The organism is Escherichia sp. TC-EC600-tetX4 (genome assembly GCF_019356055.1).
GTDB lineage: Bacteria > Pseudomonadota > Gammaproteobacteria > Enterobacterales > Enterobacteriaceae.
In genome coordinates this window covers 481,576-504,980 of the sequence record NZ_CP079924.1, presented here as the reverse complement: position 1 = coordinate 504,980, position 23,405 = coordinate 481,576, and the positions used below count along the sequence as shown (strand labels likewise).

General features: G+C 51.8%; 19 protein-coding genes. 6 read left to right on the top strand and 13 right to left on the bottom strand.

Going from position 1 to position 23,405, the window contains the following annotated elements:
- Positions 1-178 precede the first annotated feature (178 nt).
- The 3 genes from zapG to degS all read left to right on the top strand — a co-directional run bounded on the left by zapG (position 179) and on the right by degS (position 3,255).
- Positions 179-577, top strand: coding sequence for a Z-ring associated protein ZapG (gene zapG, locus KXD89_RS02420; RefSeq protein ID WP_001295270.1), 399 nt, complete (start codon positions 179-181; stop codon positions 575-577).
- Positions 578-730: 153 nt separating this feature from the next.
- A complete protein-coding gene (gene degQ / locus KXD89_RS02415) occupies positions 731-2,098 on the top strand; it encodes a serine endoprotease DegQ (protein ID WP_001295271.1) in 1,368 nt (455 codons plus the stop codon).
- An 89-nt stretch (positions 2,099-2,187) separates the two neighbouring features.
- Positions 2,188-3,255 carry an outer membrane-stress sensor serine endopeptidase DegS gene (degS, locus tag KXD89_RS02410; protein WP_000497723.1) on the top strand — a complete coding sequence of 356 codons (1,068 nt, stop codon included), beginning with the start codon at positions 2,188-2,190 and terminating at the stop codon, positions 3,253-3,255.
- 62 nt (positions 3,256-3,317) lie between these two features.
- Here the strand turns inward: degS and mdh are convergent, their stop codons facing one another.
- Positions 3,318-4,256, bottom strand: a complete 939-nt coding sequence (gene mdh / locus KXD89_RS02405) for a malate dehydrogenase (RefSeq protein WP_001295272.1) — start codon at positions 4,254-4,256, stop codon at positions 3,318-3,320.
- A gap of 434 nt (positions 4,257-4,690) precedes the next feature.
- Between mdh and argR the strand changes: the two genes are divergently transcribed.
- Together argR and yhcN are read left to right on the top strand one after the other, a co-directional pair.
- Positions 4,691-5,161: a transcriptional regulator ArgR gene (gene argR, locus KXD89_RS02400; protein WP_001257846.1), complete on the top strand. Its 471-nt coding sequence runs from the start codon at positions 4,691-4,693 to the stop codon at positions 5,159-5,161.
- A 364-nt stretch (positions 5,162-5,525) separates the two neighbouring features.
- Positions 5,526-5,789: a peroxide/acid stress response protein YhcN gene (gene yhcN, locus KXD89_RS02395; RefSeq protein ID WP_000695690.1), complete on the top strand. Its 264-nt coding sequence runs from the start codon at positions 5,526-5,528 to the stop codon at positions 5,787-5,789.
- 55 nt (positions 5,790-5,844) lie between these two features.
- Here yhcN and KXD89_RS02390 read toward each other — a convergent pair whose 3' ends face one another.
- The 4 genes from KXD89_RS02390 to aaeX all read right to left on the bottom strand — a co-directional run bounded on the left by KXD89_RS02390 (position 5,845) and on the right by aaeX (position 9,325).
- Positions 5,845-6,117 (bottom strand): barstar family protein, encoded by a 273-nt coding sequence (locus KXD89_RS02390; RefSeq protein WP_001029013.1) that lies wholly within the window; start codon positions 6,115-6,117, stop codon positions 5,845-5,847.
- 91 nt (positions 6,118-6,208) lie between these two features.
- Complete coding sequence (gene aaeB, locus KXD89_RS02385) at positions 6,209-8,176, bottom strand: p-hydroxybenzoic acid efflux pump subunit AaeB (RefSeq protein ID WP_000510965.1); 1,968 nt, start codon at positions 8,174-8,176, stop codon at positions 6,209-6,211.
- 5 nt (positions 8,177-8,181) lie between these two features.
- Positions 8,182-9,114, bottom strand: a complete 933-nt coding sequence (gene aaeA / locus KXD89_RS02380; protein ID WP_000854021.1) for a p-hydroxybenzoic acid efflux pump subunit AaeA — start codon at positions 9,112-9,114, stop codon at positions 8,182-8,184.
- Between the two features lie 7 nt (positions 9,115-9,121).
- The gene (aaeX, locus tag KXD89_RS02375; protein ID WP_000051841.1) at positions 9,122-9,325 is read right to left on the bottom strand and encodes a p-hydroxybenzoic acid efflux pump operon protein AaeX; all 204 of its coding nucleotides are present in this window, start codon (positions 9,323-9,325) and stop codon (positions 9,122-9,124) included.
- A 182-nt stretch (positions 9,326-9,507) separates the two neighbouring features.
- Between aaeX and aaeR the strand changes: the two genes are divergently transcribed.
- Positions 9,508-10,437, top strand: coding sequence for an HTH-type transcriptional activator AaeR (gene aaeR, locus KXD89_RS02370; protein WP_000440317.1), 930 nt, complete (start codon positions 9,508-9,510; stop codon positions 10,435-10,437).
- 133 nt (positions 10,438-10,570) lie between these two features.
- On the opposite strand, the gene tldD is transcribed toward aaeR, so the two are convergent.
- The 8 genes from tldD to csrD form a co-directional block, all read right to left on the bottom strand.
- Positions 10,571-12,016 (bottom strand): metalloprotease TldD, encoded by a 1,446-nt coding sequence (tldD, locus tag KXD89_RS02365; protein ID WP_000055909.1) that lies wholly within the window; start codon positions 12,014-12,016, stop codon positions 10,571-10,573.
- Between the two features lie 429 nt (positions 12,017-12,445).
- Positions 12,446-16,246, bottom strand: coding sequence for an AsmA2 domain-containing protein YhdP (gene yhdP / locus KXD89_RS02360; protein WP_001253618.1), 3,801 nt, complete (start codon positions 16,244-16,246; stop codon positions 12,446-12,448).
- A gap of 67 nt (positions 16,247-16,313) precedes the next feature.
- Positions 16,314-17,783 (bottom strand): ribonuclease G, encoded by a 1,470-nt coding sequence (rng, locus tag KXD89_RS02355; RefSeq protein ID WP_000123197.1) that lies wholly within the window; start codon positions 17,781-17,783, stop codon positions 16,314-16,316.
- Positions 17,773-18,366 carry a nucleoside triphosphate pyrophosphatase YhdE gene (gene yhdE / locus KXD89_RS02350; protein ID WP_000203105.1) on the bottom strand — a complete coding sequence of 198 codons (594 nt, stop codon included), beginning with the start codon at positions 18,364-18,366 and terminating at the stop codon, positions 17,773-17,775. The genes rng and yhdE overlap by 11 nt, the downstream gene beginning before the upstream one ends.
- A gap of 8 nt (positions 18,367-18,374) precedes the next feature.
- Positions 18,375-18,863 (bottom strand): rod shape-determining protein MreD, encoded by a 489-nt coding sequence (gene mreD / locus KXD89_RS02345; protein ID WP_000179409.1) that lies wholly within the window; start codon positions 18,861-18,863, stop codon positions 18,375-18,377.
- Complete coding sequence (gene mreC, locus KXD89_RS02340; protein WP_000802511.1) at positions 18,863-19,966, bottom strand: rod shape-determining protein MreC; 1,104 nt, start codon at positions 19,964-19,966, stop codon at positions 18,863-18,865. Before mreC ends, mreD begins: the two co-directional genes overlap by 1 nt.
- Positions 19,967-20,031: 65 nt before the next feature.
- Positions 20,032-21,075, bottom strand: coding sequence for a rod shape-determining protein MreB (gene mreB / locus KXD89_RS02335; RefSeq protein WP_000913396.1), 1,044 nt, complete (start codon positions 21,073-21,075; stop codon positions 20,032-20,034).
- Positions 21,076-21,379: 304 nt separating this feature from the next.
- Positions 21,380-23,320, bottom strand: coding sequence for an RNase E specificity factor CsrD (gene csrD / locus KXD89_RS02330; protein ID WP_001241469.1), 1,941 nt, complete (start codon positions 23,318-23,320; stop codon positions 21,380-21,382).
- Positions 23,321-23,405: the final 85 nt, after the last annotated feature.

The following is a 23,405-nucleotide window of genomic DNA, read 5'->3' as shown; positions in this document are numbered from 1 at the left end:
CCTTGAATAATCGGTGCGCCGTTGTTCACGGTTGACGAAAAAAAGGCCGTTCTACACTACGCGATATGCAGTCGGGATTCCACTTCTGTGGAATTAACGGTTATAGTGGCATAATCAGCCGCAGGCATGGAGCCTGAAGCCAACACCCTACGGAAACAAAAGACAACGGGAGATGTTCATGACCTGGGAATATGCGCTAATTGGGTTAGTCGTCGGCATCATTATTGGTGCTGTGGCCATGCGTTTTGGTAATCGTAAACTACGCCAGCAACAGGCGTTGCAGTACGAACTGGAAAAGAATAAAGCTGAACTGGACGAGTATCGCGAAGAGCTGGTTAGCCACTTTGCCCGCAGCGCGGAATTACTGGATACCATGGCGCACGACTATCGCCAGCTGTATCAGCACATGGCAAAAAGCTCCAGCAGCCTGCTGCCGGAACTGTCTGCTGAAGCAAACCCGTTCCGTAATCGTCTGGCAGAGTCTGAAGCCAGCAACGATCAGGCACCGGTGCAGATGCCTCGCGACTATTCTGAAGGCGCATCCGGCCTGCTGCGTACTGGCGCGAAGCGCGACTAATTTATTTTTCGGGCGCAGCCATTGCGCCCTCCTCTTCTCTCCCTCCCCGACTATCATTTAATCTGGTGTCTCATTGTTAGCCGTCTGAAAATTCAATAACATCAAACTGTTTTGAATCTCTTTTCTTATCATTCAGGTACGAGAGCAGGAATAATGAAAAAACAAACCCAGCTGTTGAGTGCATTAGCGTTAAGTGTCGGGTTAACTCTCTCGGCGTCATTTCAGGCCGTCGCGTCGATTCCAGGCCAGGTTGCCGATCAGGCCCCTCTCCCCAGTCTGGCTCCAATGCTGGAAAAAGTGCTTCCGGCAGTGGTGAGCGTACGGGTGGAAGGAACGGCCAGTCAGGGACAGAAAATCCCGGAAGAATTCAAAAAGTTTTTTGGTGATGATTTACCGGATCAACCTGCACAACCCTTCGAAGGTTTAGGCTCCGGTGTCATCATCAACGCCAGTAAAGGCTATGTGCTGACCAACAACCATGTGATTAATCAGGCACAGAAAATCAGTATTCAGCTCAATGATGGGCGCGAGTTTGATGCAAAACTGATTGGTAGCGATGACCAGAGCGATATCGCCCTGTTACAAATTCAAAACCCGAGCAAATTAACGCAAATCGCTATTGCCGACTCCGATAAATTGCGCGTCGGTGATTTTGCCGTAGCGGTCGGTAACCCATTTGGCCTTGGGCAAACCGCCACCTCTGGCATTGTTTCCGCATTAGGCCGCAGCGGGTTGAATCTTGAAGGTCTGGAAAACTTTATCCAGACAGATGCTTCCATTAACCGCGGTAACTCCGGCGGTGCACTATTAAACCTTAACGGTGAGTTAATTGGCATCAACACTGCAATCCTTGCGCCTGGCGGCGGGAGCGTCGGGATTGGATTTGCCATCCCCAGTAATATGGCGCGAACACTGGCGCAGCAGCTTATCGACTTTGGTGAAATCAAACGCGGTTTGTTAGGCATCAAAGGCACCGAGATGAGTGCCGATATCGCCAAAGCCTTCAACCTTGACGTGCAGCGTGGCGCGTTTGTCAGCGAAGTGTTGCCAGGTTCTGGCTCGGCAAAAGCGGGCGTCAAAGCGGGCGATATTATTACCAGCCTCAACGGCAAACCGCTGAATAGCTTTGCTGAGTTGCGCTCTCGTATCGCGACCACCGAGCCGGGCACGAAAGTGAAGCTTGGCCTGCTGCGTAACGGCAAACCACTGGAAGTAGAAGTGACGCTCGATACCAGCACCTCTTCGTCGGCCAGCGCTGAAATGATCACGCCAGCGCTGGAAGGTGCAACGTTGAGCGATGGTCAGCTAAAAGATGGCGGCAAAGGTATTAAAATCGATGAAGTTGTCAAAGGAAGCCCAGCTGCTCAGGCTGGCTTGCAAAAAGACGATGTGATCATTGGCGTCAACCGCGATCGGGTGAACTCGATTGCTGAAATGCGTAAAGTGCTGGCGGCAAAACCGGCCATCATCGCCCTGCAAATTGTACGCGGCAATGAAAGCATCTATCTGCTGATGCGTTAATGTCGTAAACCGGGCATCAGGCTTACGTGTGATGTCCGGTTAACTCGTGGTATGCTGCTGCCGTTCCCTTTTTTAATGACGCCTCCATCATGTTTGTGAAGCTCTTACGTTCCGTTGCGATTGGATTAATTGTCGGCGCTATTCTGCTGGTTGCCATGCCTTCGCTGCGCAGCCTTAACCCGCTTTCCACTCCGCAATTTGACAGTACCGATGAGACGCCTGCCAGCTATAATCTGGCGGTTCGCCGCGCCGCGCCAGCGGTGGTTAACGTTTACAACCGTGGTTTGAACACCAACTCTCACAACCAGCTTGAGATCCGCACCCTGGGATCCGGTGTAATCATGGATCAACGCGGTTATATCATCACCAATAAACACGTCATCAACGACGCCGATCAGATCATCGTCGCCTTACAGGATGGACGTGTATTTGAAGCATTGCTGGTGGGATCTGACTCTCTAACCGATCTGGCGGTACTTAAAATTAATGCCACTGGCGGTTTACCTACCATTCCAATTAATGCACGTCGCGTACCGCACATTGGCGACGTAGTACTGGCGATCGGTAACCCGTACAACCTCGGGCAGACCATTACCCAGGGGATTATTAGTGCCACGGGTCGAATCGGTCTGAACCCGACCGGGCGGCAAAACTTCCTCCAAACCGATGCTTCCATTAACCACGGTAACTCTGGCGGCGCGCTGGTGAACTCGCTGGGCGAACTGATGGGCATTAATACGCTGTCGTTTGATAAGAGTAACGATGGCGAAACGCCGGAAGGTATCGGCTTTGCGATTCCTTTCCAGTTAGCAACCAAAATTATGGATAAGCTGATCCGCGATGGTCGCGTGATCCGCGGCTACATTGGTATCGGCGGACGTGAGATCGCACCACTGCACGCGCAGGGCGGTGGTATAGATCAACTGCAAGGGATCGTGGTTAATGAAGTGTCACCTGACGGCCCGGCGGCGAATGCGGGTATTCAGGTCAACGATCTGATTATTTCGGTGGATAACAAACCGGCCATCTCTGCTCTGGAGACGATGGATCAGGTGGCGGAAATTCGCCCTGGTTCGGTGATCCCTGTAGTAGTGATGCGTGATGATAAGCAGTTAACGCTGCAGGTCACCATTCAGGAATATCCGGCAACCAATTAAGTCGTGCGCTCAAAACAAAAAACCGGAGTCTGTGCTCCGGTTTTTTATTATCCGCTAATCAATTACTTATTAACGAACTCTTCGCCCAGGGCGATATCTTTCTTCAGCGTATCCAGCATACCTTCCAGCGCGTTCTGTTCAAATGCGCTCAGGGTACCGATAGATTTACGCTCTTCCACGCCGTTTTTACCCAGCAGCAGCGGTTGAGAGAAGAAACGGGCGTACTGACCGTCGCCTTCAACGTAGGCACATTCGACAACGCCTTGTTCGCCCTGCAGTGCACGAACCAGAGACAGACCAAAACGTGCAGCTGCCTGGCCCATAGACAGGGTTGCAGACCCGCCACCGGCCTTCGCTTCAACCACTTCAGTACCCGCGTTCTGGATGCGTTTGGTCAGATCAGCCACTTCCTGCTCGGTAAAACTAACGCCAGGAACCTGTGACAGCAGCGGCAGAATGGTAACACCAGAGTGACCGCCAATAACCGGCACTTCAACTTCGCCTGGCTGTTTGCCTTTCAGTTCCGCAACAAAGGTGTTGGAACGAATGATATCCAGCGTGGTAACGCCGAACAGTTTGTTTTTGTCATAAACACCGGCTTTTTTCAGCACTTCAGCAGCAATTGCAACTGTGGTGTTAACCGGGTTAGTGATAATACCAATGCACGCTTTCGGGCAGGTTTTCGCAACTTGCTGTACCAGGTTTTTCACGATGCCGGCGTTAACGTTAAACAGGTCGGAACGATCCATACCCGGTTTACGCGCTACGCCTGCAGAGATAAGAACGACATCTGCGCCTTCCAGCGCCGGAGTCGCATCTTCACCAGAAAAACCTTTGATTTTCACAGCAGTAGGGATATGGCTCAGATCGACAGCCACACCGGGAGTCACTGGAGCGATATCATACAGAGAGAGTTCTGAACCTGAAGGCAGTTGGGTTTTTAACAGTAGTGCAAGCGCCTGGCCAATACCGCCAGCAGCGCCGAGGACTGCGACTTTCATCCTAAACTCCTTATTATATTGATAAACTAAGATATGTTGCTCCGCTGCCGCGACCTTAATCCACAAAATTGCCGTTTACAATGACCACATCTCAAGAATGTGTAGTCACGCAAGTTTAGCGTTTATGCATTTAATTGCCGTAATCAGGAACCTAACTTACGTAATTAACAGTCGCTTATGCATTAGCGCAACATTCCAACAGGTGGTGACAATATACCCTACCGTTCAGCCAAAACAACATCAATTTGATAACAATTAATTTACTTTTAAGCAGAATTTGCATGCCGTGACGCAGGCATGTTTCTCAATAACGAAATTTGATAAAATCCCGCTCTTTCATAACATTATTTCAGCCTTCTTCAGGGCTGACTGTTTGCATAAAAATTCATCTGTATGCACAATAATGTTGTATCAACCACCATATCGGGTGACTTATGCGAAGCTCGGCTAAGCAAGAAGAACTAGTTAAAGCATTTAAAGCATTACTTAAAGAAGAGAAATTTAGCTCCCAGGGCGAAATCGTCGCCGCGTTGCAGGAGCAAGGCTTTGACAATATTAATCAGTCTAAAGTCTCGCGGATGTTGACCAAGTTTGGTGCTGTACGTACACGCAATGCCAAAATGGAAATGGTTTACTGCCTGCCAGCTGAACTGGGTGTACCAACCACCTCCAGTCCATTGAAGAATCTGGTGCTGGATATCGACTACAACGATGCAGTTGTCGTGATTCATACCAGCCCTGGCGCGGCGCAGTTAATTGCTCGCCTGCTGGACTCACTGGGCAAAGCAGAAGGTATTCTGGGCACCATCGCTGGCGATGACACCATCTTTACCACCCCTGCTAACGGTTTCACAGTCAAAGACCTGTACGAAGCGATTTTAGAGCTGTTCGACCAGGAGCTTTAATCTCTGCCCCGTCGTTTCTGACGGCGGGGAAAATGTTGCTTATCCCTCTCAACCCCCTGCTTTCCCCTGCGATTAATTTAACGAATAGTGCGTTTTACTGCGACATGTCATTCACACAATGAATACATAAGGTAAAAAAAGCACATTATGCAAAATTCATTATCTAATTGAAAAAACTAGAATTAACGATAAATAACCGTATTTTTAATTCTTTTTTGTTATTAAAATTCACATTTTTAACACTTAGTATCAACTGAAACAGTTAGCGCGGTATTAATTAGCTCAATAATTAGTGTATACTTGATTTTGTGATATGGGTCACGAAACAAAGGCCCAGCTAAAAGATTATGTCGAGGTAAAAATCATGAAAATCAAAACCACTGTTGCTGCATTAAGCGTACTTTCTGTTCTCTCTTTCGGTGCATTCGCTGCCGACTCCATTGATGCTGCACAAGCACAAAATCGTGAAGCAATCGGGACCGTATCCGTAAGTGGTGTGGCGTCTTCGCCAATGGATATGCGTGAAATGCTGAACAAAAAAGCGGAAGAGAAAGGCGCAACGGCCTACCAGATTACTGAAGCTCGTAGCGGTGACACCTGGCACGCTACGGCTGAACTGTACAAATAAACCCTCATCGTCTTGTCCGACGATATTGCCCCCGGTTCGGGGGCTTTTTTTTGCGCTAATGACGAACATTAAAACGCAAATGCCCTTCCAGCTCTTCCTCTGCCTCATCAAACAGCAATATTAACGCGCCAAAACGGCGACGCGTTTTCTCTCCCAGATGAACAAATTCAATCTCAAGTGGTAGCGGCAGGACATCGTTCATTAACACATCCCATAGTGAGTCGAGATCGCGTACCTTATCTTTCGCCAGACCAAAGGTTTGGCTAAAGTCACGATAAAAATCCTCCTGACTCTCAATCTCATCAAAATCAAAGGTATAAATATTCATCTGTTGCCACCGTCACGTTTCGCGGCGAGTTCTGCCGTGCATCGCTAAGTATAGCCATGAAAAAACCGACGCTTTTGGCGTCGGTTTTGACTTAACTATCGGTCAACGCATGTTGATACTTATGGAGCATCCCCGCCAGCCGATTTACCGGTTCCGTCACCTGCGGTGGCGCTTGCCAGATGCGTAGCTTTTCCTGGTAGATTTCCAGTTCTTCCAGCAACTGGCCAAAGTACCGACGACGTTTATCATCGCTACGGGCAGATATCACATGGTCTGCTGTGCGGCGCATTTGTCGGTGAAACGCCGATAAATCCTCGTTAACCGGGATCGGTGCATCACGCAGGCGCTGGTGCGCGATAATCATCGTCAGCGCCAGGCGAAATTTCGGCAAATCCCCTGGGAACTTATTCATCAGCAAAAACAGCTGCTGATAAAGTGCCGGGAGGTGGTTCTCTTTACGACGTGCCACATTGGTAGTCATCGCGGAAACAGCGGCAGAAACAAACTGATTAAGCAGTACACGTCCGGTCCTGTCGCGCGATTTATCCCGCACCAGCAAAATAACGGTGAACGCGAGCACACAGCCGACGATTTGCCCTAATGCGCTGTCGAGAAACTGACTGAAATGGAAAGTCATCGGGTTATCCAGCACGATAATATTTATGGTGCTGGCCAGTGCCCCCATCGAGCCCAGTCGCCGTTTCTGTACTTCTATACCGAGGAAGAATCCCAGCACTGCCAGGCTAATGCACAGCAGCAACATGCTCTGTTGGGTATTAGGGATAATCACCAAAAAGTAGAGCAGCCCTAACGGCAGCGCGGCCAGCGTCCCGTAGATAAAGTCGATCGCCACCATGCGTGGATTCGGCAAACGCATTGCCAGTGACGTCACTACCGCAATCATCACCATTGCACCACTGCCGGAAGTCCAGCCCGTCCACAGCCAGAAAAGCGTGCCCAGAATGCAGGAAAGTGTGGTTCGCCAGAAGTTAACCATTGCATGATGACGTTCGGCTGACTCTACTTTTACTTCCGGTTCGCCTTGCAGGATCTCTTCTTCGGTGGCGTTGATTTTTGTGTTACTGATAACGCCGCGCTTGAGAAGCTGATAACGCGTTGCCGCCGCGACCCAGCTATAAATGGTGACAGGCGTTTCCCGTTCCCCGGTCCAGGCGATAACTCTCCGCAGGCGTTTGAGCTGCTTGTGGACGTCCTGCGCGGTTTCTACCGGCGTGTCAAAAAATTCGCGGAAAGTATCAGTGATCAATTCCGGGCGCGTATTCTGAATAAGATAAGTTTCGCAGGATTGGGTAATCAGCGTCAGCGATAGCGTATTGATCGCTTTTAAACGTCGATTGGCCCGCGCCCAGCGGGAAGATTCCATATTCAGGTTGCTGCGCATGCCTTGTAGCGCCGTGGTGCGTCGCACCAGGTCGCCCCAGGCTTTATCGACAACTTCACCATCGCCATGCTTGATACAGAGTTGCATTAATTGATATTGCGCGACCAGCAAACTTTCCAGCTCTCGATCCACTTCTTGTTTGATCGATCGCGGAGAAAAGAGCAAATCCGCCATAATCGCACACACAATACCGATAACGATCTCGCTACAACGTTCGACGGCAAACTGCGGCGTAAGCAATGGTTCCGGCTGAATGGTGATCACAATGATCAGCGCGGTATAACCGGCCAGCCCCCACGCATACGAGTTTTCTATTCGTACCAGCGAGGATATCCAGGTACAAAAACCGGCCCAGATACAGCACACCAGAATCATCAATAATGGTGCGCGGATCATCGCAATGATGATCACCAGTCCGGCAATACAGCCAATAAATGTGCCGATGATGCGCAAAAAGCCACGATAGCGAATAGCGCCAGAATACGGTTCACCTCCCGCAGCAAAGGCCGGACCGGCGGCAACAATCGCCGCTGTCAGTACCGCCCAGCGTGGCGTTTCCAGCTGGAAGTGAAAGCCAACAAACAGCGCCAGTACAATGGCGGTCGCCAGTTTTACCGCAAAGCGAATATGTTGGTTAGCAATGGAGAAAATACCCATCGTGATTAACCAAACTCACGCAGGCGATGGGCCATTTTACGGAAGAACGAATCCTGGCTTTCGTCGCGATCTTGTTTGCCAGTGACCACCACTGTAGCAGTGGTGCCCGCAGGCCAGATGTTCTCTTGCTGGTTGTCGAGACGAATACGAACCGGAACACGTTGCGCAAGACGCACCCATTCAAGGTTAGAGTCTATAGTCGCCATCCCTTTGTCGTCACGCGTGCTGCTGGCGTTGGTGACCCCTGCGGCAACACTATCAACAGTCCCTTTCAGCACTTTGTTACTGCCAAGCGGCGTGATCTCTGCACGATACCCCGGACGCACCCCTTCCAGCTTAGTTTCTTCCATATAGGCCAGTACATAGAAGGAGTTCTGTTTCACCAGCGCAACCGCCGTTGATCCTCGAGTAATAAACTCACCGGTATAGACGTTGAGGTTGGTCACCCAGCCATCTGCTGGCGCGCGGATCACCGTGCGTTCAAGATCCAGTTTTGCCAGATCGCGGGTCGCCTGCGCTTTCGCTAACTGATGCAGAACCGTTTGTAGTACGTTGTTGGCCTGGTCGATCTCTTCGCGAGACATCGCCTGCACACCGAGACGGTTACGACGTCCGGCCTCCTGGCGTTTCTCCTGTGCCAGTACCTGATAATAAGCAACATCGGCTTGCGCTTCCTCAAGCGCCTTTTGATAGCGCGGCTGGTCGATGGTGAACAGTATCTGTCCTTTTTTCACCAGCTGGTTATCATGAACATTCACCTGGGTAATGAGTCCAGAAACGTCCGGCGCGATCGCAACGACGTCAGCGCTAAAGCGCGCGTCACGCGTCCAGGGGGATTCGGTGTAATAGACCCAGGCATTAAAAATTGCGATGAAGGCCAGAATGACTAATACGACCGTGATGGCCGTACGGGAGAATTTTCTTATTAGTGTTTTCACTTCAACCTCAAACGAACAGTCGCGATATCAAATAAAACAAGCAGCAATAGAGCGCGGTGTTGAACAACGCCGGATGCCAGACAAAGTCGTAGATACCTGTTGGCACAAGTACCCGGCGCACCAGCCAGAAAATCGCCAGTGATAAAAGCAATTCAAAAAATATCGGTGGGAAGGACAGCCCAAACACCACGATAACGGGAAACAGACTCATGTTGACCTTGGTTGTAAAGAGAGAGCAGGCGTTATTATTTTCAGCATCTGTCGCCGCAGAGAAGGGCATGGAAAGCCGGGCGAGAGCAACATTGCTGTAGATTGATATTTAATATATTAGCGTAACTGTTATGCTGTTATCTATATTATGTGATCTAAATCACTTTTAAGTCAGAGTGAATAATGGAACGACTAAAACGCATGTCGGTGTTTGCCAAAGTAGTTGAATTTGGCTCTTTTACCGCCGCCGCCAGACAGCTACAGATGAGCGTTTCGTCCATCAGTCAGACGGTATCAAAACTGGAAGATGAGTTGCAGGTAAAGCTGTTAAACCGTAGCACACGCAGCATTGGCCTGACCGAAGCCGGTAGAATTTACTACCAGGGCTGCCGTCGTATGCTTCATGAAGTGCAGGATGTTCATGAGCAACTGTATGCCTTCAATAACACCCCCATCGGGACGCTACGCATTGGCTGTTCTTCAACTATGGCACAAAATGTTCTCGCCGGGCTGACAGCCAAAATGCTGAAAGAATACCCAGGTTTGAGCGTCAATCTGGTTACCGGAATTCCAGCCCCCGACCTGATTGCCGACGGTCTGGATGTGGTGATCCGCGTCGGCGCGTTGCAGGATTCCAGCCTGTTTTCCCGCCGTCTGGGCGCGATGCCAATGGTGGTGTGCGCCGCGAAAAGCTATCTCACACAATACGGCATACCGGAAAAACCCGCCGATTTGAGTAGTCATTCATGGCTTGAATACAGCGTGCGGCCCGACAATGAATTTGAACTGATCGCACCGGAAGGGATCTCGACTCGCCTGATCCCACAAGGAAGATTTGTGACTAATGATCCGATGACGCTGGTGCGCTGGCTGACGGCGGGTGCCGGGATCGCCTACGTGCCGCTGATGTGGGTGATCAACGAGATCAATCGTGGGGAGCTGGAGATCCTGCTGCCGCGTTACCAGTCAGATCCACGCCCGGTTTATGCGTTATATACCGAAAAAGATAAGCTGCCGCTGAAGGTACAGGTCGTGATCAACTCGCTGACGGATTATTTTGTTGAGGTCGGTAAATTGTTTCAGGAGATGCACGGGCGCGGGAAAGAGAAGTAATTCATATTGTACTGTTACGTTGTACAAACCTGTGCCAACGGGTTCCCCTCACCCTAACCCTCACCCCAAAGGGGCGAGGGGACCGTTCGTGCACGTAGAAAGATTAATTATCCTTCTGAAAATAGTGAAATTATTACGCAGTACCGCCAACAGTCAGGTTATCGACTTTCAACGTTGGCTGGCCCACGCCAACCGGCAAACTTTGCCCTTCTTTACCGCAGACACCCACGCCGTTATCCAGTTTCAGGTCGTTGCCAACCATCGAAATCTGCTGCATGGTTTCGATACCGGAACCAATCAACGTTGCGCCTTTCACCGGCTTCGTTACTTTACCGTTTTCAATCAGATATGCTTCTGAAGTGGAGAAAACGAATTTGCCGGAGGTGATATCCACCTGACCGCCACCAAAGTTCGGTGCATAGATACCGTACTCAACGGATTCAATAATTTCCTGCGGGGTCGATTTACCCGGCAGCATATAGGTGTTGGTCATACGCGGCATGGGCAGATGGGCGTAGGATTCACGGCGACCGTTGCCAGTCGGCGTCATCCCCATCAAACGCGCGTTGAGTTTATCCTGCATGTAGCCTTTCAGAATGCCGTTCTCAATCAGCACGTTGTACTGGCCTGGCGTACCTTCGTCATCAATCGCCACCGAACCTCGGCGATCGACCATCGTGCCATCATCAACCACGGTACACAGTTCTGAAGCCACCAGCTCCCCGACCTGTCCACTAAATACTGAAGTGCCACGGCGGTTGAAGTCGCCTTCCAGACCGTGACCAACCGCTTCATGCAACAGCACGCCCGGCCAACCTGCGCCAAGTACTACCGGCATGGTGCCCGCTGGTGCAGCAACGGCAGAAAGATTGACCAGCGCCATACGCACTGCTTCTTTTGCCCATGCATCCGCACGGACTTCGCCGTCGAGATCGGCAAGGAAGAATTCATAACCAAAACGACCGCCGCCGCCACTGGCACCGCGTTCGCGTTTGCCATCTTCTTCGACGAGAACGCTCACGGAAAGACGCACCAGCGGACGGACATCCGCCGCTAGCGTGCCGTCGGTGGCCGCAACCAAAATTAATTCATAGACACCACTGAGGCTGGCAGTCACTTCCTGTACGCGCTTGTCCGCTTCGCGGGCAACCTTATCGACGCGACGCAGGATATCCAGCTTCTCTTCACGGCTCATGCTTTGCAGCGGATCTACCGAGGTATACAACGGGCTATGCTCTACCGCGCCCAGCGTCTGTACTTTACCATCACCACTATCACGGACGATGGTGCGCGCCGCTTGCGCACTCTGTTCCAGCGCCAGCAGGCTGATTTGGTCAGCGTAAGCAAATCCGGTTTTTTCACCGCTGATTGCACGCACACCAACGCCCTGATCGATGTTGTAAGAACCATCTTTAATAATGCGGTCTTCTAAAACCCAGGATTCGTGATAGCTCGACTGAAAATAGAGATCGCCATAATCAAGGCGACGTTCGGCCAGTTGACCGAGGATCGCGAACAAGTCCTGATGTTTCAGGCCGTTCGCCGCTAGCAATTGTTCACTTACCAGGTTAAGACTCATCGTTTTTGCTACTCGTTAGTTACTGCAGTAGAGGATTTTTTACGGCTGCCGGATGCGGCGTGAACGCCCTATCCAGCCTACGGTTATGTTCCGGTTTGTAGGCCTGATAAGACGCACAGCGTCGCATCAGGCAACGGCTGTCGGATGCGGCGTAAACGCCTTATCCGACCTACGGTTATGTTCCGTTTGTAGGCCTGATAAGACGCACAGCGTCGCATCAGGCAACGGCTGCCGGATGCGGCGTAAACGCCTTATCCGACCTACGGTTATGTTCCGTTTGTAGGCCTGATAAGACGCACAGCGTCGCATCAGGCAACGGCTGCCGGATGCGGCGTGAACGCCCTATCCGACCTACGGTTATGTTCTGGCTCGTTGGCCTTTGGCAACGATTATCCTATGAGATTGGGGCAATTACGCGCCCTCGTCAAATCATTGCGCTTTTTCTTTACGCGGTTGGCGCAACACTTCGTTGATTTGCGGATCGTCCAGCGGACCCGAAATGTGATAGCGCAAAATGGAGACTTTGCTCCACAGCGGCCCCAGCACTTTACTGGCGGCAAACACTGCCGCGCCAACAATGGGGTTAACCGCAAAAGCCGCAGCCACGCCCACCGTCGCAGAAATCTCTGGTGCGACAACCGCTTCCATATTCAGGTCGCGACGTACCAGATTTACCGACCCTTTCATGGCGATATCCGCCTCCAGGCCATCCACCAGCGTGTCGTCGGTGTGCATAACGCCGTCTTTAATCCACGCGGTGCTGCGAATGGAGTCAAAATAGAACCCTTCGCCAAAAGTGTCTCTGAAATCAAAACGCAGCTTACGCATCAGGGCATCTACGCTCAATAAGCGCAGCAATTGCCCGGCATGTCCGGTATTGATTTCGGTAATTTCGCCTTTACCCAGTTGAGTATGAATGATGCCATTCAACGTCGCTTCATCTGGCTGCCAGGGTGCTTTGCGCCAGTGTAAATCGTAATCCACATTAAATGACGACTGGCGTATGGGCGTCGTGACACCAAAAAATTCTGCGGCGGCATCAATTTTCTGCCCGCGCAGTTTTCCTTTCAGCGAGGTACGTTCATTCCCCGGATTATTAACCCATTCACCATCGGCAGTAAGCCGCGAGAAACCAGTATCAATCAGTCCATTGGTCAGCGTTAACGTATCGCCAGAAATGGTGATATCACTGTCAATGCGACCGAATTTTTGCCCCCAGAACCAGCACTCTGTGCATCGTATTTGGGCGTCCGGCCAGCCACGGAAGTTAATGCGCTCCGTTGTCGGGAAAGGTGATGACGGCGTTGAATCACCACGAGTTTTCGCCACGCTCGGGTTGTAATAAAGATATTTGATATTCGCCAGCCACGGCGCGTTATTACGCATCGCTAGCGTGGCGTTGATTTCACGCCCTTGCGCTTCAACCAGGGTGCCATTTGCCGTCGGTTGCGAAACAATACTCAGGTTATTCCATTGCTGATTTCCCAGTGACAACATAGGCGTACGTAACGTTATGTGTTGTGGGAAACTCGCTGCACCACCGACACTCTCCGCAGCGCCTTTCTGGAACAGGGCCAGCCACTCGGCACCATTCATCGGCGGCATATTGAGTTCAACGCCACTTTGTTCCGGCAACGGCGGGAGCGTTTTACTGTCTGCCGCCCAAATAGCACGATCGAGCGTCAGCTTTTGACCGAGCAACCAGCGGCTATTGAAATGATTATCCGCACCAGCCTGTCCGGTTAATTCAAAGCTGTTGAGATTGCCATCAACCTTAACGTTTACCGCTAGTGGTTCACCCGCAGGTTTGGCTAACGGTGAAGGTAAGTGACTGCTCACATTCTTTAGATCGCCGTTCAGCTCTATGTTATAGGTCGCACCAGCATGATAAGGCAGATCAATGCCCACTTTACCATCCCACGCCACGCTGCCACTCAATGCTTCGTTCACCGCTTCAGGCAGAACGCCGGTTTTCGCCGGTTGCCAGTTACCGTTGAGGTTTACCGCTACCTGGTAGGCTTTTGCCCCTTCTTTGGTGGAAAAATCCACGTTCAACGGCTGATTAAACCAGCTTGCTGTCAGTGGTTCACTTTGCAGATCGCTATTGATAAAGCTGAATTTACCGCTCAAATTTTTCAGGGTGCTGTCGAGTGGTTTGATAAACAGACTGTTATTACGCAGCGTCACTTCACCTTTCGCGGTTACCAGTTCGCCGTTCAGCGGGATATCAAGATGTAAGCGAGCATTCACATCGCCGTCGAGCTGGAGTTCTTGCAGGGTCGCACCCAGAGAATCTTTCAGCGGTGTCTCATCAAAGTAAGGGCCAACGGCTTTACCCGGACCTTTAATGTCAGCGTCAATCAGCAGTTTTTCTTTTGAGTAGTCAGGGATCACTGCGGTAAGATTACTCGCGCGCACGCCGCCCAGATTAACGCCATCGGTTTTCATCCATAAACCGTCGTTAATAAAGTCCAGTTCAATATCAAGGTTAGTTAATGCAGGCCAGTCCGGCTGGAAGGCAAACTTCGCGTTGCGCAGCGGCACCAGCACTTCAAACTGACCTTCGTTGTGTTTATAGGGGAAGAGTTGCGGATTGCCACCATAAACCAGCGTCGCGTTATCCGCTTCACCGCCCTGAATCGCGCCACTTAAGTAATCAACCAGGTCTTTACCCATCAAGTTTTCCGGGAAATAGCGCCAGGCTTGTGAACCATCATCGGTACTGATGCCAGCCAGAATACCCAGCCAGGGTTCATCGTTAGCAGGTTGCAGGTAACGAAAACCGCCGCGCGCATGGACGGCTTTGGCTTTAACGTCAATATTACGCCCATCCAGCTGGAAACCTTTGTTATTGTTCAGCCAGCTTATAGTTGCCTGGCCGTCGGCGATTTCTAGTGGCGCACGGAATACCGTTTCGTAAGGCATCTTTGCCTGCTTCATCGACGCGGTAAGCAAACCATTTTCAACGCTGCCGGAAAGCGTCCCGGAGAAGTGTTCCGCACCCGGTAATAATTTCCATTGCTTCCAGGCCAGATCGCTCCACGATGCCTGAAAACGGGTCTTGTCTGCCGCCTGAAGCGGGATATCCAGCGCCAGAGTGTTAATCTTGCCGCTCGGTTGTGTGGAGCGCCAAACATCACCCAGTGCAGGTGAAAGTTTCGCGGCCAGCGGGCGTATGCCCTCCAGGCCTGCCAGCTCCAGATTACTGGCGCGAATCCGGAGTTCGTCACTGCGTTTATTGTCTTTGCCGCCAACGTCCTGTTCCGGTATCCAGGCCAGCGTCAATGCTCCGCTCGGCCAGGGTTTGCCGTCCATCGTGATCCGTGTATCGGGAATAGAGAACTGCCAGCCCGGATTTTCACGCGTAATATGCGCGGTCAGATTATCCACCGACAGCGTATGCGTTTGCTTCTCGCCCAACCAGCTGGCACCGCCCTGTTTCAGCCAGACGTCACCGCCGGTTACATCGCCTTTGTCGATCGTCATCCAGCCTTCAAGGGAGAACTGTGCCGTTTCCAGCGCAATATTGTCCTGCATCCATTTACCGAGCCACGGCTTCAGGTCGATGTCATCCGCCTGGAGCCAGACGCGACCATTGCTTAACAACCCCTCATCATCGCGCAAATCCATGCGCACCTGCATCACGCCGTGCTGTCCGGTAAGGCTGGAGAGGCTTACCAGGCCTTCCGCACGGTGTCGACGTGGATCGTTCAGCCAGGTGAGTTGTGGGATCGCCAGCTCGGCGCGCTGACCGGATGGCGTCAGGAAACTGACTTCACTGTCGCGAAGATCGAAATGGTCAAATTGACGAAGAAACAGATCGCTGATGTGACTGGCTTCCAGACTGTCATCACTACCACCGCTGGTGATAGGAGTGTTGGTGCGAAAGCGCAGCTGCCAGAAAGTGAGGTCGCGAAACTGCCAGCGCATATGTAACAGGCTCTGCCAGACATCCAGCGCCAGAGTAACGCGTTTAACCGAAAATTCGCCGCCATCTTTTAGTTCTGCACGGATGTCGTGTGCTTCAAGCGTCGGGCCAAAATTCTGCCAGCTGGCTGAGAGCTGACTGGCTTCTACCGGCATGCCAGTCGCGGATTCTATTTTGTTGAGGATTTCCGGACGCCAGGCGTCAAGATGCGGTAAAGCAATACGCAGGCCGCTAACCAGCAGGGCAGCGATCACAACGAGCGCGGCTCCAGTAAGCAGTAAAATCCCCGGCAATCGCCTCACCCGTCACTCCTTGTCTGCTAAAAATGTGACTCAAAAACCCTTTGCCGGATGGCGGCCCAGCATCTGTTTACATCATTACGACGTCAAACTGCTCCTGGTTATAGAGCGGTTCAATTTGTACTTTAACCTGTTTGCCAACGAAAATTTCCACTTCCGCCAGCGAGTGTGACTCTTCGCCTTTCAAGGCTTCAGCTACTGCCGGAGAAGCATAGACCAGGAAACGGTCGGAGTCGTAAGCATGGTGGACACGAACAATCTCGCGCATGATTTCATAGCATACCGTTTCCACGGTTTTCACCGTTCCGCGACCGTGGCAGGTTGGGCATTCGTTACACAGTACGTGCTCAATGCTTTCGCGGGTGCGTTTACGCGTCATCTCCACCAGCCCCAGCGCCGAAAAACCATTAACGCTGGTTTTCACCCGGTCTTTGCTCAACGCCTGCTCCAGCGAGTGCAGCACTCGGCGGCGGTGATCTTCATTATTCATATCGATGAAATCAATAATGATAATCCCGCCCAGATTACGCAACCGTAACTGGCGAGCGATAGCCTGCGTCGCTTCAATATTGGTATTGAAAATGGTGTCGTCCAGATTGCGATGACCGACAAACGCTCCGGTATTGATGTCCACGGTGGTCATCGCTTCGGTCTGGTCGATAATGAGATAACCACCGGATTTCAGTTCTACTTTGCGTTCCAGCGCTCGCTGGATTTCGTTTTCGACATCAAAGAGATCGAAAATCGGCTGGCGTCCTGTGTAATGCTCCAGCTTGCTTGTCATCTCGGGAATGTACTCCGAGGTGAACTCAAGTAACGCTTCGTAAGTCAGGCGTGAGTCAACGCGAATGCGGTCCAGTTCGGCATCGGCGAAATCACGCAGAACACGCTGCGCCAGCGCCAGTTCGCCGTACAGCTGATAACGGGTCTGCGGGCGTTTTTTACGCTCCATAACTTTGGTCCAGACGCGTTTCAGATAAGCGGCATCGGAGGCCAGTTCAGCCTCGCCAACCCCTTCCGCTGCGGTACGGATGATAAACCCGCCCTGCTCGTCGCAATACTCTGCGACCACTTTTTTCAGGCGTTCACGTTCTGATTCGCTTTCAATACGTTGGGAAACCCCAACGTGAGAAGCCCCTGGCATAAACACCAGATAGCGAGAAGGGAGCGTGATATCGGTGGTCAGGCGCGCACCTTTAGTGCCAAGCGGATCTTTCACCACCTGCACCATCAGATCTTGCCCCTGACGAACCAGTTCCGAGATGTCGCGCACCGTGAATTGCTTTTGTTCTTCACCCGCCACACATTCGGTGTGCGGCATGATGTCGGATGCATGAAGAAACGCGGCTTTATCCAGCCCAATATCTACAAAAGCCGCCTGCATACCCGGAAGTACACGACTTACACGACCCTTGTAGATATTGCCTACTATTCCGCGTCGCGCCTCACGTTCAATATGAATTTCCTGCAGAATACCGCCATCAATATACGCCACTCGCGTTTCCGAAGGCGTTACGTTTACTAACAATTCAGCCGTCATGTTTATCCCTTTTCTCACGCAGTGCGTTAAAATTACTTAATAATTCATACGTTTCAACCAGCGGTAAGCCGACTACGGCGTGATAGCTGCCATTTATCTTCCTGACAAAACAGCCACCCAGCCCCTGAATACCGTATGCACCTGCTTTATCTAACGGTTCATCGCTGGCGACATAGCCCGCGATGTCTTCGTCTGTTAACGTTCTGAAAGTCACATCGGTGACCACCAGGCAATCGAGAATGTGCTGGCTGTCGGCCAACGCCACTGCTGTCATCACCTGATGGGTCTGACCCGATAATTTGCGCAACATCTGCGCCGCATGCTCTGCGTCGCGCGGTTTCTCCAGCACTTCTCCGTTCAGGATAACGATAGTATCCGCACCCAGCACCGGGAGATCCTTCGCCGTTTGCGCGACACCTGCCCGTGCTTTCTCGCGCGCCAGACGCACAACATACTGCTGCGCGCTCTCCTGCGGCTGACGCTGCTCCTCAATGCCCGTAACAATACGTTCAAAGGTCACGCCAAGTTGCGCAAGTAACTCCTGACGACGCGGAGAACCGGAAGCTAAATACAGAGAAGTCATAGAAACCTTTATTGCACTGCAAACTGCTGACGGACTTTGCGCATCAGCAAGAAAATCCACGGCCAGAGCACCCCATTGACTACACTACTCCAGAACACTTCCGGTCTGAAAGAGACGTTAATCACTAAAAACTCTGCCCAGAAAACAATAATATCCACCACCAGCGAAAGCAACATGACGACCAGCGCCTGCTGCCATAATGCGAGGTTGCGGAAAAGCTGGTATTTCAGCGCCACCAGGTAAGCAATGATGCTCATCGCCAATACGCGTACGCCAAGCGTCGAGCCGCTGATCAGATCCAGTATGGCACCCATCACAAAACCTGTGCCCACATTTACGCGATGAGGCAAGGCCAGGATCCAATACAACAAGATGAGTAACACCCAGTTTGGCCGGAAAACAATCAGGTTATCCGGCCAGGGCATGATTTGCAGCAACAGCGCAATGAGGAAAGAGAGCCAGATTACCCAGCGTCCCTGGCTACGATAGCTCGCCACTATTGCCCTCCCGGCGCACGCGCAGGCGGTTGAGCACCACTTTGCGGCGGCGTAGCCCTTTGTGGAGAGCGATTAGCAGCAGGCTGTGTCGGCGCAGCAGGCGCAGTAGCTGCATTTCCTGTCGCCGGTTGCTGCGGAGTCGGCTGAGCGATCCCCGTTGCCGGTTCAGGTAACTTTGGCCCCATCGCGTCTGGCGAAGGCAATACCTGCGGCATCATCTGCATCAGACGTTCATTAGCAACACGATGCACCTCTTCCGGCGTCATCGGGTTAGCGCCGTTACGATCTGCCCCCCACAGCAGCAGCAGATAACGCAAACGTTGCAGCCCTGCAGTCGGACGCGCCTGAATCACAGTATAAGCGCGCTGGGTATCGAGTTTTACGGAAGAGACAACCGCGACCGGATAGCCTTCCGGGAAACGACCGCCCAGACCGGAAGTCACCAGCACATCACCAACACGAATATCCGTATTCGCCGGCAGATGCTCAAGCTGCAAATCATCCGTACAACCGTTACCGGCTGCAATTACGCGGATATCGTTGCGCAGCACCTGGATTGGCAGCGCGTGGGTCGCATCACAAATCAGCAGCACGCGACTGGTCAGTTTAGCGACGGCCACCACCTGACCAACAACACCTTTGTCGCTGATGACCGGCTGGCCTTCATAAACGCCATTAACGCTACCTTTATCGATAACAACTTGATCGCTATAAGGATCGTTAACCGTGGAGATAACCTGAGTCACCATTTTCTGCTCATCCTGACGCAGCGGGGAACCCAGCAGCTCGCGCAGACGCGCGTTCTCCTGTTTGTATTGTCCAAGCATCAGCAGTTCACTGTTTTTCAGCAACAGTTCCTGACGTAACGCCCGGTTTTCAAGTTCTAATTGGTCACGCGAGGCCAGCGTCTGCGATACGCCATCCAGCAATTCACGAGGAGCATTGGAAACAAAGTAGAAAGGACTGACGGCGGTATCCATATAAGTACGGATTTGACTGAACGTCCCCAGGCGGCTGTCGGCAATAATAATGCCGAGCGCCACCAGCACCGCCAGAATAAGGCGAATCTGTAGCGACGGGCCACGGCTAAAAATTGGCTTCATAAGTTATGCGTATTCTCGTATCAGACCAGGCAGGGTAAACAGACACTTCCCCTGCCTGCATCCGATTACTCTTCGCTGAACAGGTCGCCGCCGTGCATGTCGATCATTTCCAGCGCTTTGCCGCCACCGCGCGCCACACAGGTCAGCGGGTCTTCAGCAACAACGACTGGAATGCCGGTTTCTTCCATTAACAAACGGTCAAGGTTACGCAGCAGTGCGCCACCACCGGTGAGCACCATGCCGCGCTCGGAGATGTCGGAAGCCAGTTCCGGCGGGCACTGTTCCAGTGCAACCATTACCGCGCTCACAATACCGGTCAGCGGTTCCTGCAGTGCTTCGAGGATTTCATTGGAGTTCAGGGTAAAACCGCGTGGAACACCTTCTGCCAGGTTACGGCCACGAACTTCGATTTCACGGACTTCATCGCCCGGATAAGCCGAACCGATTTCGTGCTTGATACGTTCTGCGGTGGCTTCACCGATCAGAGAACCGTAATTACGACGCACATAGTTGATGATAGCTTCGTCGAAACGGTCACCACCAATGCGCACAGAAGAGGAGTAAACCACACCGTTCAAGGAGATAACAGCAACTTCAGTGGTACCACCACCGATATCAACCACCATAGAACCGGTCGCTTCAGAAACCGGCAGGCCAGCACCAATTGCGGCAGCCATCGGTTCTTCAATCAGGAAGACTTCACGGGCACCAGCGCCCTGCGCGGATTCACGAATTGCGCGGCGTTCAACCTGGGTCGCGCCAACCGGCACACAAACCAGAACGCGCGGGCTTGGACGCATAAAGCTGTTGCTGTGCACTTGTTTGATGAAGTGCTGGAGCATTTTTTCAGTCACGAAGAAGTCGGCGATAACGCCGTCTTTCATTGGGCGAATGGCAGCAATATTGCCCGGCGTACGGCCCAGCATCTGCTTCGCGTCATGACCTACTGCAGCTACGCTTTTCGGTGAACCGGCACGATCCTGACGAATGGCCACCACGGAAGGCTCATTCAATACGATGCCTTGTCCTTTTACATAAATGAGGGTATTCGCAGTACCCAGGTCAATGGACAAGTCATTGGAAAACATGCCACGAAATTTTTTCAACATACTAAGGGATAATCCTGAAAGCTGGGGCGGAAAAGAAAATCCGCTTACTTTACCAACCACACGCAGCAGCGACAAGGCGCAAAAATCATCTGCTACGGTGAAAATTAGTGCAGTTCGTTTCCTTTGTTACAAATCTCTGCCTGAGTCCAGAAAGGCTTAATGCATCAGCAGCATTCCTCGCCTGTTTGCAACCGCGTAAGGTCATTCATCTGCATATGTGCTGCAACAATCTGGCGAGCAGACAAGCACACTCCCATGAGACGCAGCGCGCATTATTCTACGTGAAAACGGATTAAACGGCAGGTTAAACCGAGTATCTTTGTGAATATTTTTTCACGTTAGTATCAAGTGGCTGTGAGGACGCGAAAAAATCCCCTTGCCCGCCTGTAACACCGCGCTGAATCAGGGTCTGCCACTCGCTTCGCGAACGCACGCCGGTGGCGTAAACCTGGGTGCTGGTCCCGGAGCAGGCTTCCACCAGGCTTTGAACCAGCAGCTGGTTCTCCGTTCGCTTCTCAATGTTTCTGACCAGCCCCGGATGGAGCTTGAGTAACTCAACATTAAGTTCTTTGATCCAACTGGTACTTACCAGCGTCAAACCAGCCTGGTTGACGGCTACCCGTACCCCTAAAGCATTCACTAAACGAATAACAGGTTGTAAACGACTGATATGTTGACCTACATCGGCCTCTGCAAGTTCAATAATTATGCGTTTTCGTTGTGATTTTTCACATTGCATTAACGTATCGCGCAGCCAACGCTGAAAACGCGGGCGAATCAGCGACTCAACGGTAACCTGAATCGCCAGATTTTCCTCTGGCCAGTAACGCAATAGTGGAATAAGACGGCTGATTTGCAGACGGTCATACTCTTCCGATAAGCCAAACTGCAAGACCATCGGCATATACTCCGCCGAGCTAACCTCTTCATTACCATCGAAGATGCGGCACATGAGTTCGCGATGATGAACCTGACCTTCGCGAGTAACCGCCGGTTTTTGATAAAGGCGCGGGCCGCCGCGACTGAGCATTTGCTCGATAAGCGTACGCCAGCGAACATTACCGCGTCCTTTTTCAGGCAACGAGTCATCGTAAATAGCCCAGCTATTGCCGCCCTGCAATCCCGCATTACGCGTGGCAGACTCTGCATGTTCCATTACCTGCTCGGTATCCTGACCACTACGCCAGGCGCAGATACCAATGTGGATCATATCGTCGCGATCGAGCATTTTATTGTTCGGCAAGGTATCAACGGCTTTGATTAACTGACCGGCGATGCTCTCTGCCTCTTTTAACGTCCGGTGCGGTAACAGCGCAGCAAAATCACTGCGGTGGTAACGCGCCAGCAGTGCGCCAGGGTAGCGCATCATAAATGTCGACAGCAGATTCGTCAGAGTGAAGAACTGTTCTTCAACCTGGCTGTGCCCCCAGGTATCGCTCAACATATTGAAATCCGGCAGACGAATCATCATCACGATCCCGTGGGTACCTACTTTCTCCTGATCTTCCAGTAACGTTGCTAACTGATTATCGAAAAAGAGTCGGTTATTGAGGCCGGTTTTCACGTCCTGGGCGGCATAAGAGCGGATCAGCGTATCAAGACGGCTGTGTTGTTCGCGTGCGTTCTGAATTTCACGAAGCAGCGTATCCAGCGCACTGCTGGTTCTGGGCGGCCATTCATAGATGGTTCCCAACACATTAGAGCCACGCTCACCGTTTAAGATACGAGTAGCCCGGGTTTCCAGCAATTCTTGCCCGGCAAGTTGCCGTTGTAACCAGCGTACCGCCAGGAAGAGCATAACAATGATAAAGCCAATCGCCCCCGTGAGCGGCGCGGTGGTCATCAACGAATGGAAATAGTTGCCCATCGGATCCTGATAAACCAGACGCAACGACATCCCCGGATGCTTTATCAACGGAACGCTCAGTTCGCGAAACAGATCGCTGGAGCCAACTGGACGATAACTACCATTTCTGGCCAGGGTATAAACCTGTTTATCACCATGGAGCAGGTCTACACGAACGATATCTGCCGACATCATTAATTCGGTAATTTGTGGCCTTAATACGCTGAAGTCATTCGACACAAGGTGGGTATCAATCGCCGTCGCCACCGCCTGAACGCGATGACTAAACTTATACTGAATGGCGTTGTAGAAACTTAGCGAACAGCCCAGCAAAGTCACAAAAATTGTTAACCCGGTGAGCAGCGTAACAAAGGCCGAAAATTTCGTCGTTAATCTCATCCTTGTGTTAACTCCGATAGTGAGGAAGCGGGCATACTAGCAAATCAGATTTATCTCGCAATTTATTGCGCTTCATCGGCTTTGC

Bases quoted from the DNA above. Each gene is read 5' to 3' on its own strand.
- mdh (WP_001295272.1), bottom strand. From the start codon at position 4,256: ATGAAAGTCGCAGTCCTCGGCGCTGCTGGCGGTATTGGCCAGGCGCTT.
- KXD89_RS02390 (WP_001029013.1), bottom strand. From the start codon at position 6,117: ATGAATATTTATACCTTTGATTTTGATGAGATTGAGAGTCAGGAGGAT.
- tldD (WP_000055909.1), bottom strand. From the start codon at position 12,016: ATGAGTCTTAACCTGGTAAGTGAACAATTGCTAGCGGCGAACGGCCTG.
- argR (WP_001257846.1), top strand. From the start codon at position 4,691: ATGCGAAGCTCGGCTAAGCAAGAAGAACTAGTTAAAGCATTTAAAGCA.
- csrD (WP_001241469.1), bottom strand. From the start codon at position 23,320: ATGAGATTAACGACGAAATTTTCGGCCTTTGTTACGCTGCTCACCGGG.
- mreB (WP_000913396.1), bottom strand. From the start codon at position 21,075: ATGTTGAAAAAATTTCGTGGCATGTTTTCCAATGACTTGTCCATTGAC.
- degQ (WP_001295271.1), top strand. From the start codon at position 731: ATGAAAAAACAAACCCAGCTGTTGAGTGCATTAGCGTTAAGTGTCGGG.
- aaeB (WP_000510965.1), bottom strand. From the start codon at position 8,176: ATGGGTATTTTCTCCATTGCTAACCAACATATTCGCTTTGCGGTAAAA.
- yhcN (WP_000695690.1), top strand. From the start codon at position 5,526: ATGAAAATCAAAACCACTGTTGCTGCATTAAGCGTACTTTCTGTTCTC.
- zapG (WP_001295270.1), top strand. From the start codon at position 179: ATGACCTGGGAATATGCGCTAATTGGGTTAGTCGTCGGCATCATTATT.
- mreC (WP_000802511.1), bottom strand. From the start codon at position 19,966: ATGAAGCCAATTTTTAGCCGTGGCCCGTCGCTACAGATTCGCCTTATT.
- yhdE (WP_000203105.1), bottom strand. From the start codon at position 18,366: ATGACTTCTCTGTATTTAGCTTCCGGTTCTCCGCGTCGTCAGGAGTTA.
- aaeX (WP_000051841.1), bottom strand. From the start codon at position 9,325: ATGAGTCTGTTTCCCGTTATCGTGGTGTTTGGGCTGTCCTTCCCACCG.
- degS (WP_000497723.1), top strand. From the start codon at position 2,188: ATGTTTGTGAAGCTCTTACGTTCCGTTGCGATTGGATTAATTGTCGGC.
- rng (WP_000123197.1), bottom strand. From the start codon at position 17,783: ATGACGGCTGAATTGTTAGTAAACGTAACGCCTTCGGAAACGCGAGTG.
- aaeR (WP_000440317.1), top strand. From the start codon at position 9,508: ATGGAACGACTAAAACGCATGTCGGTGTTTGCCAAAGTAGTTGAATTT.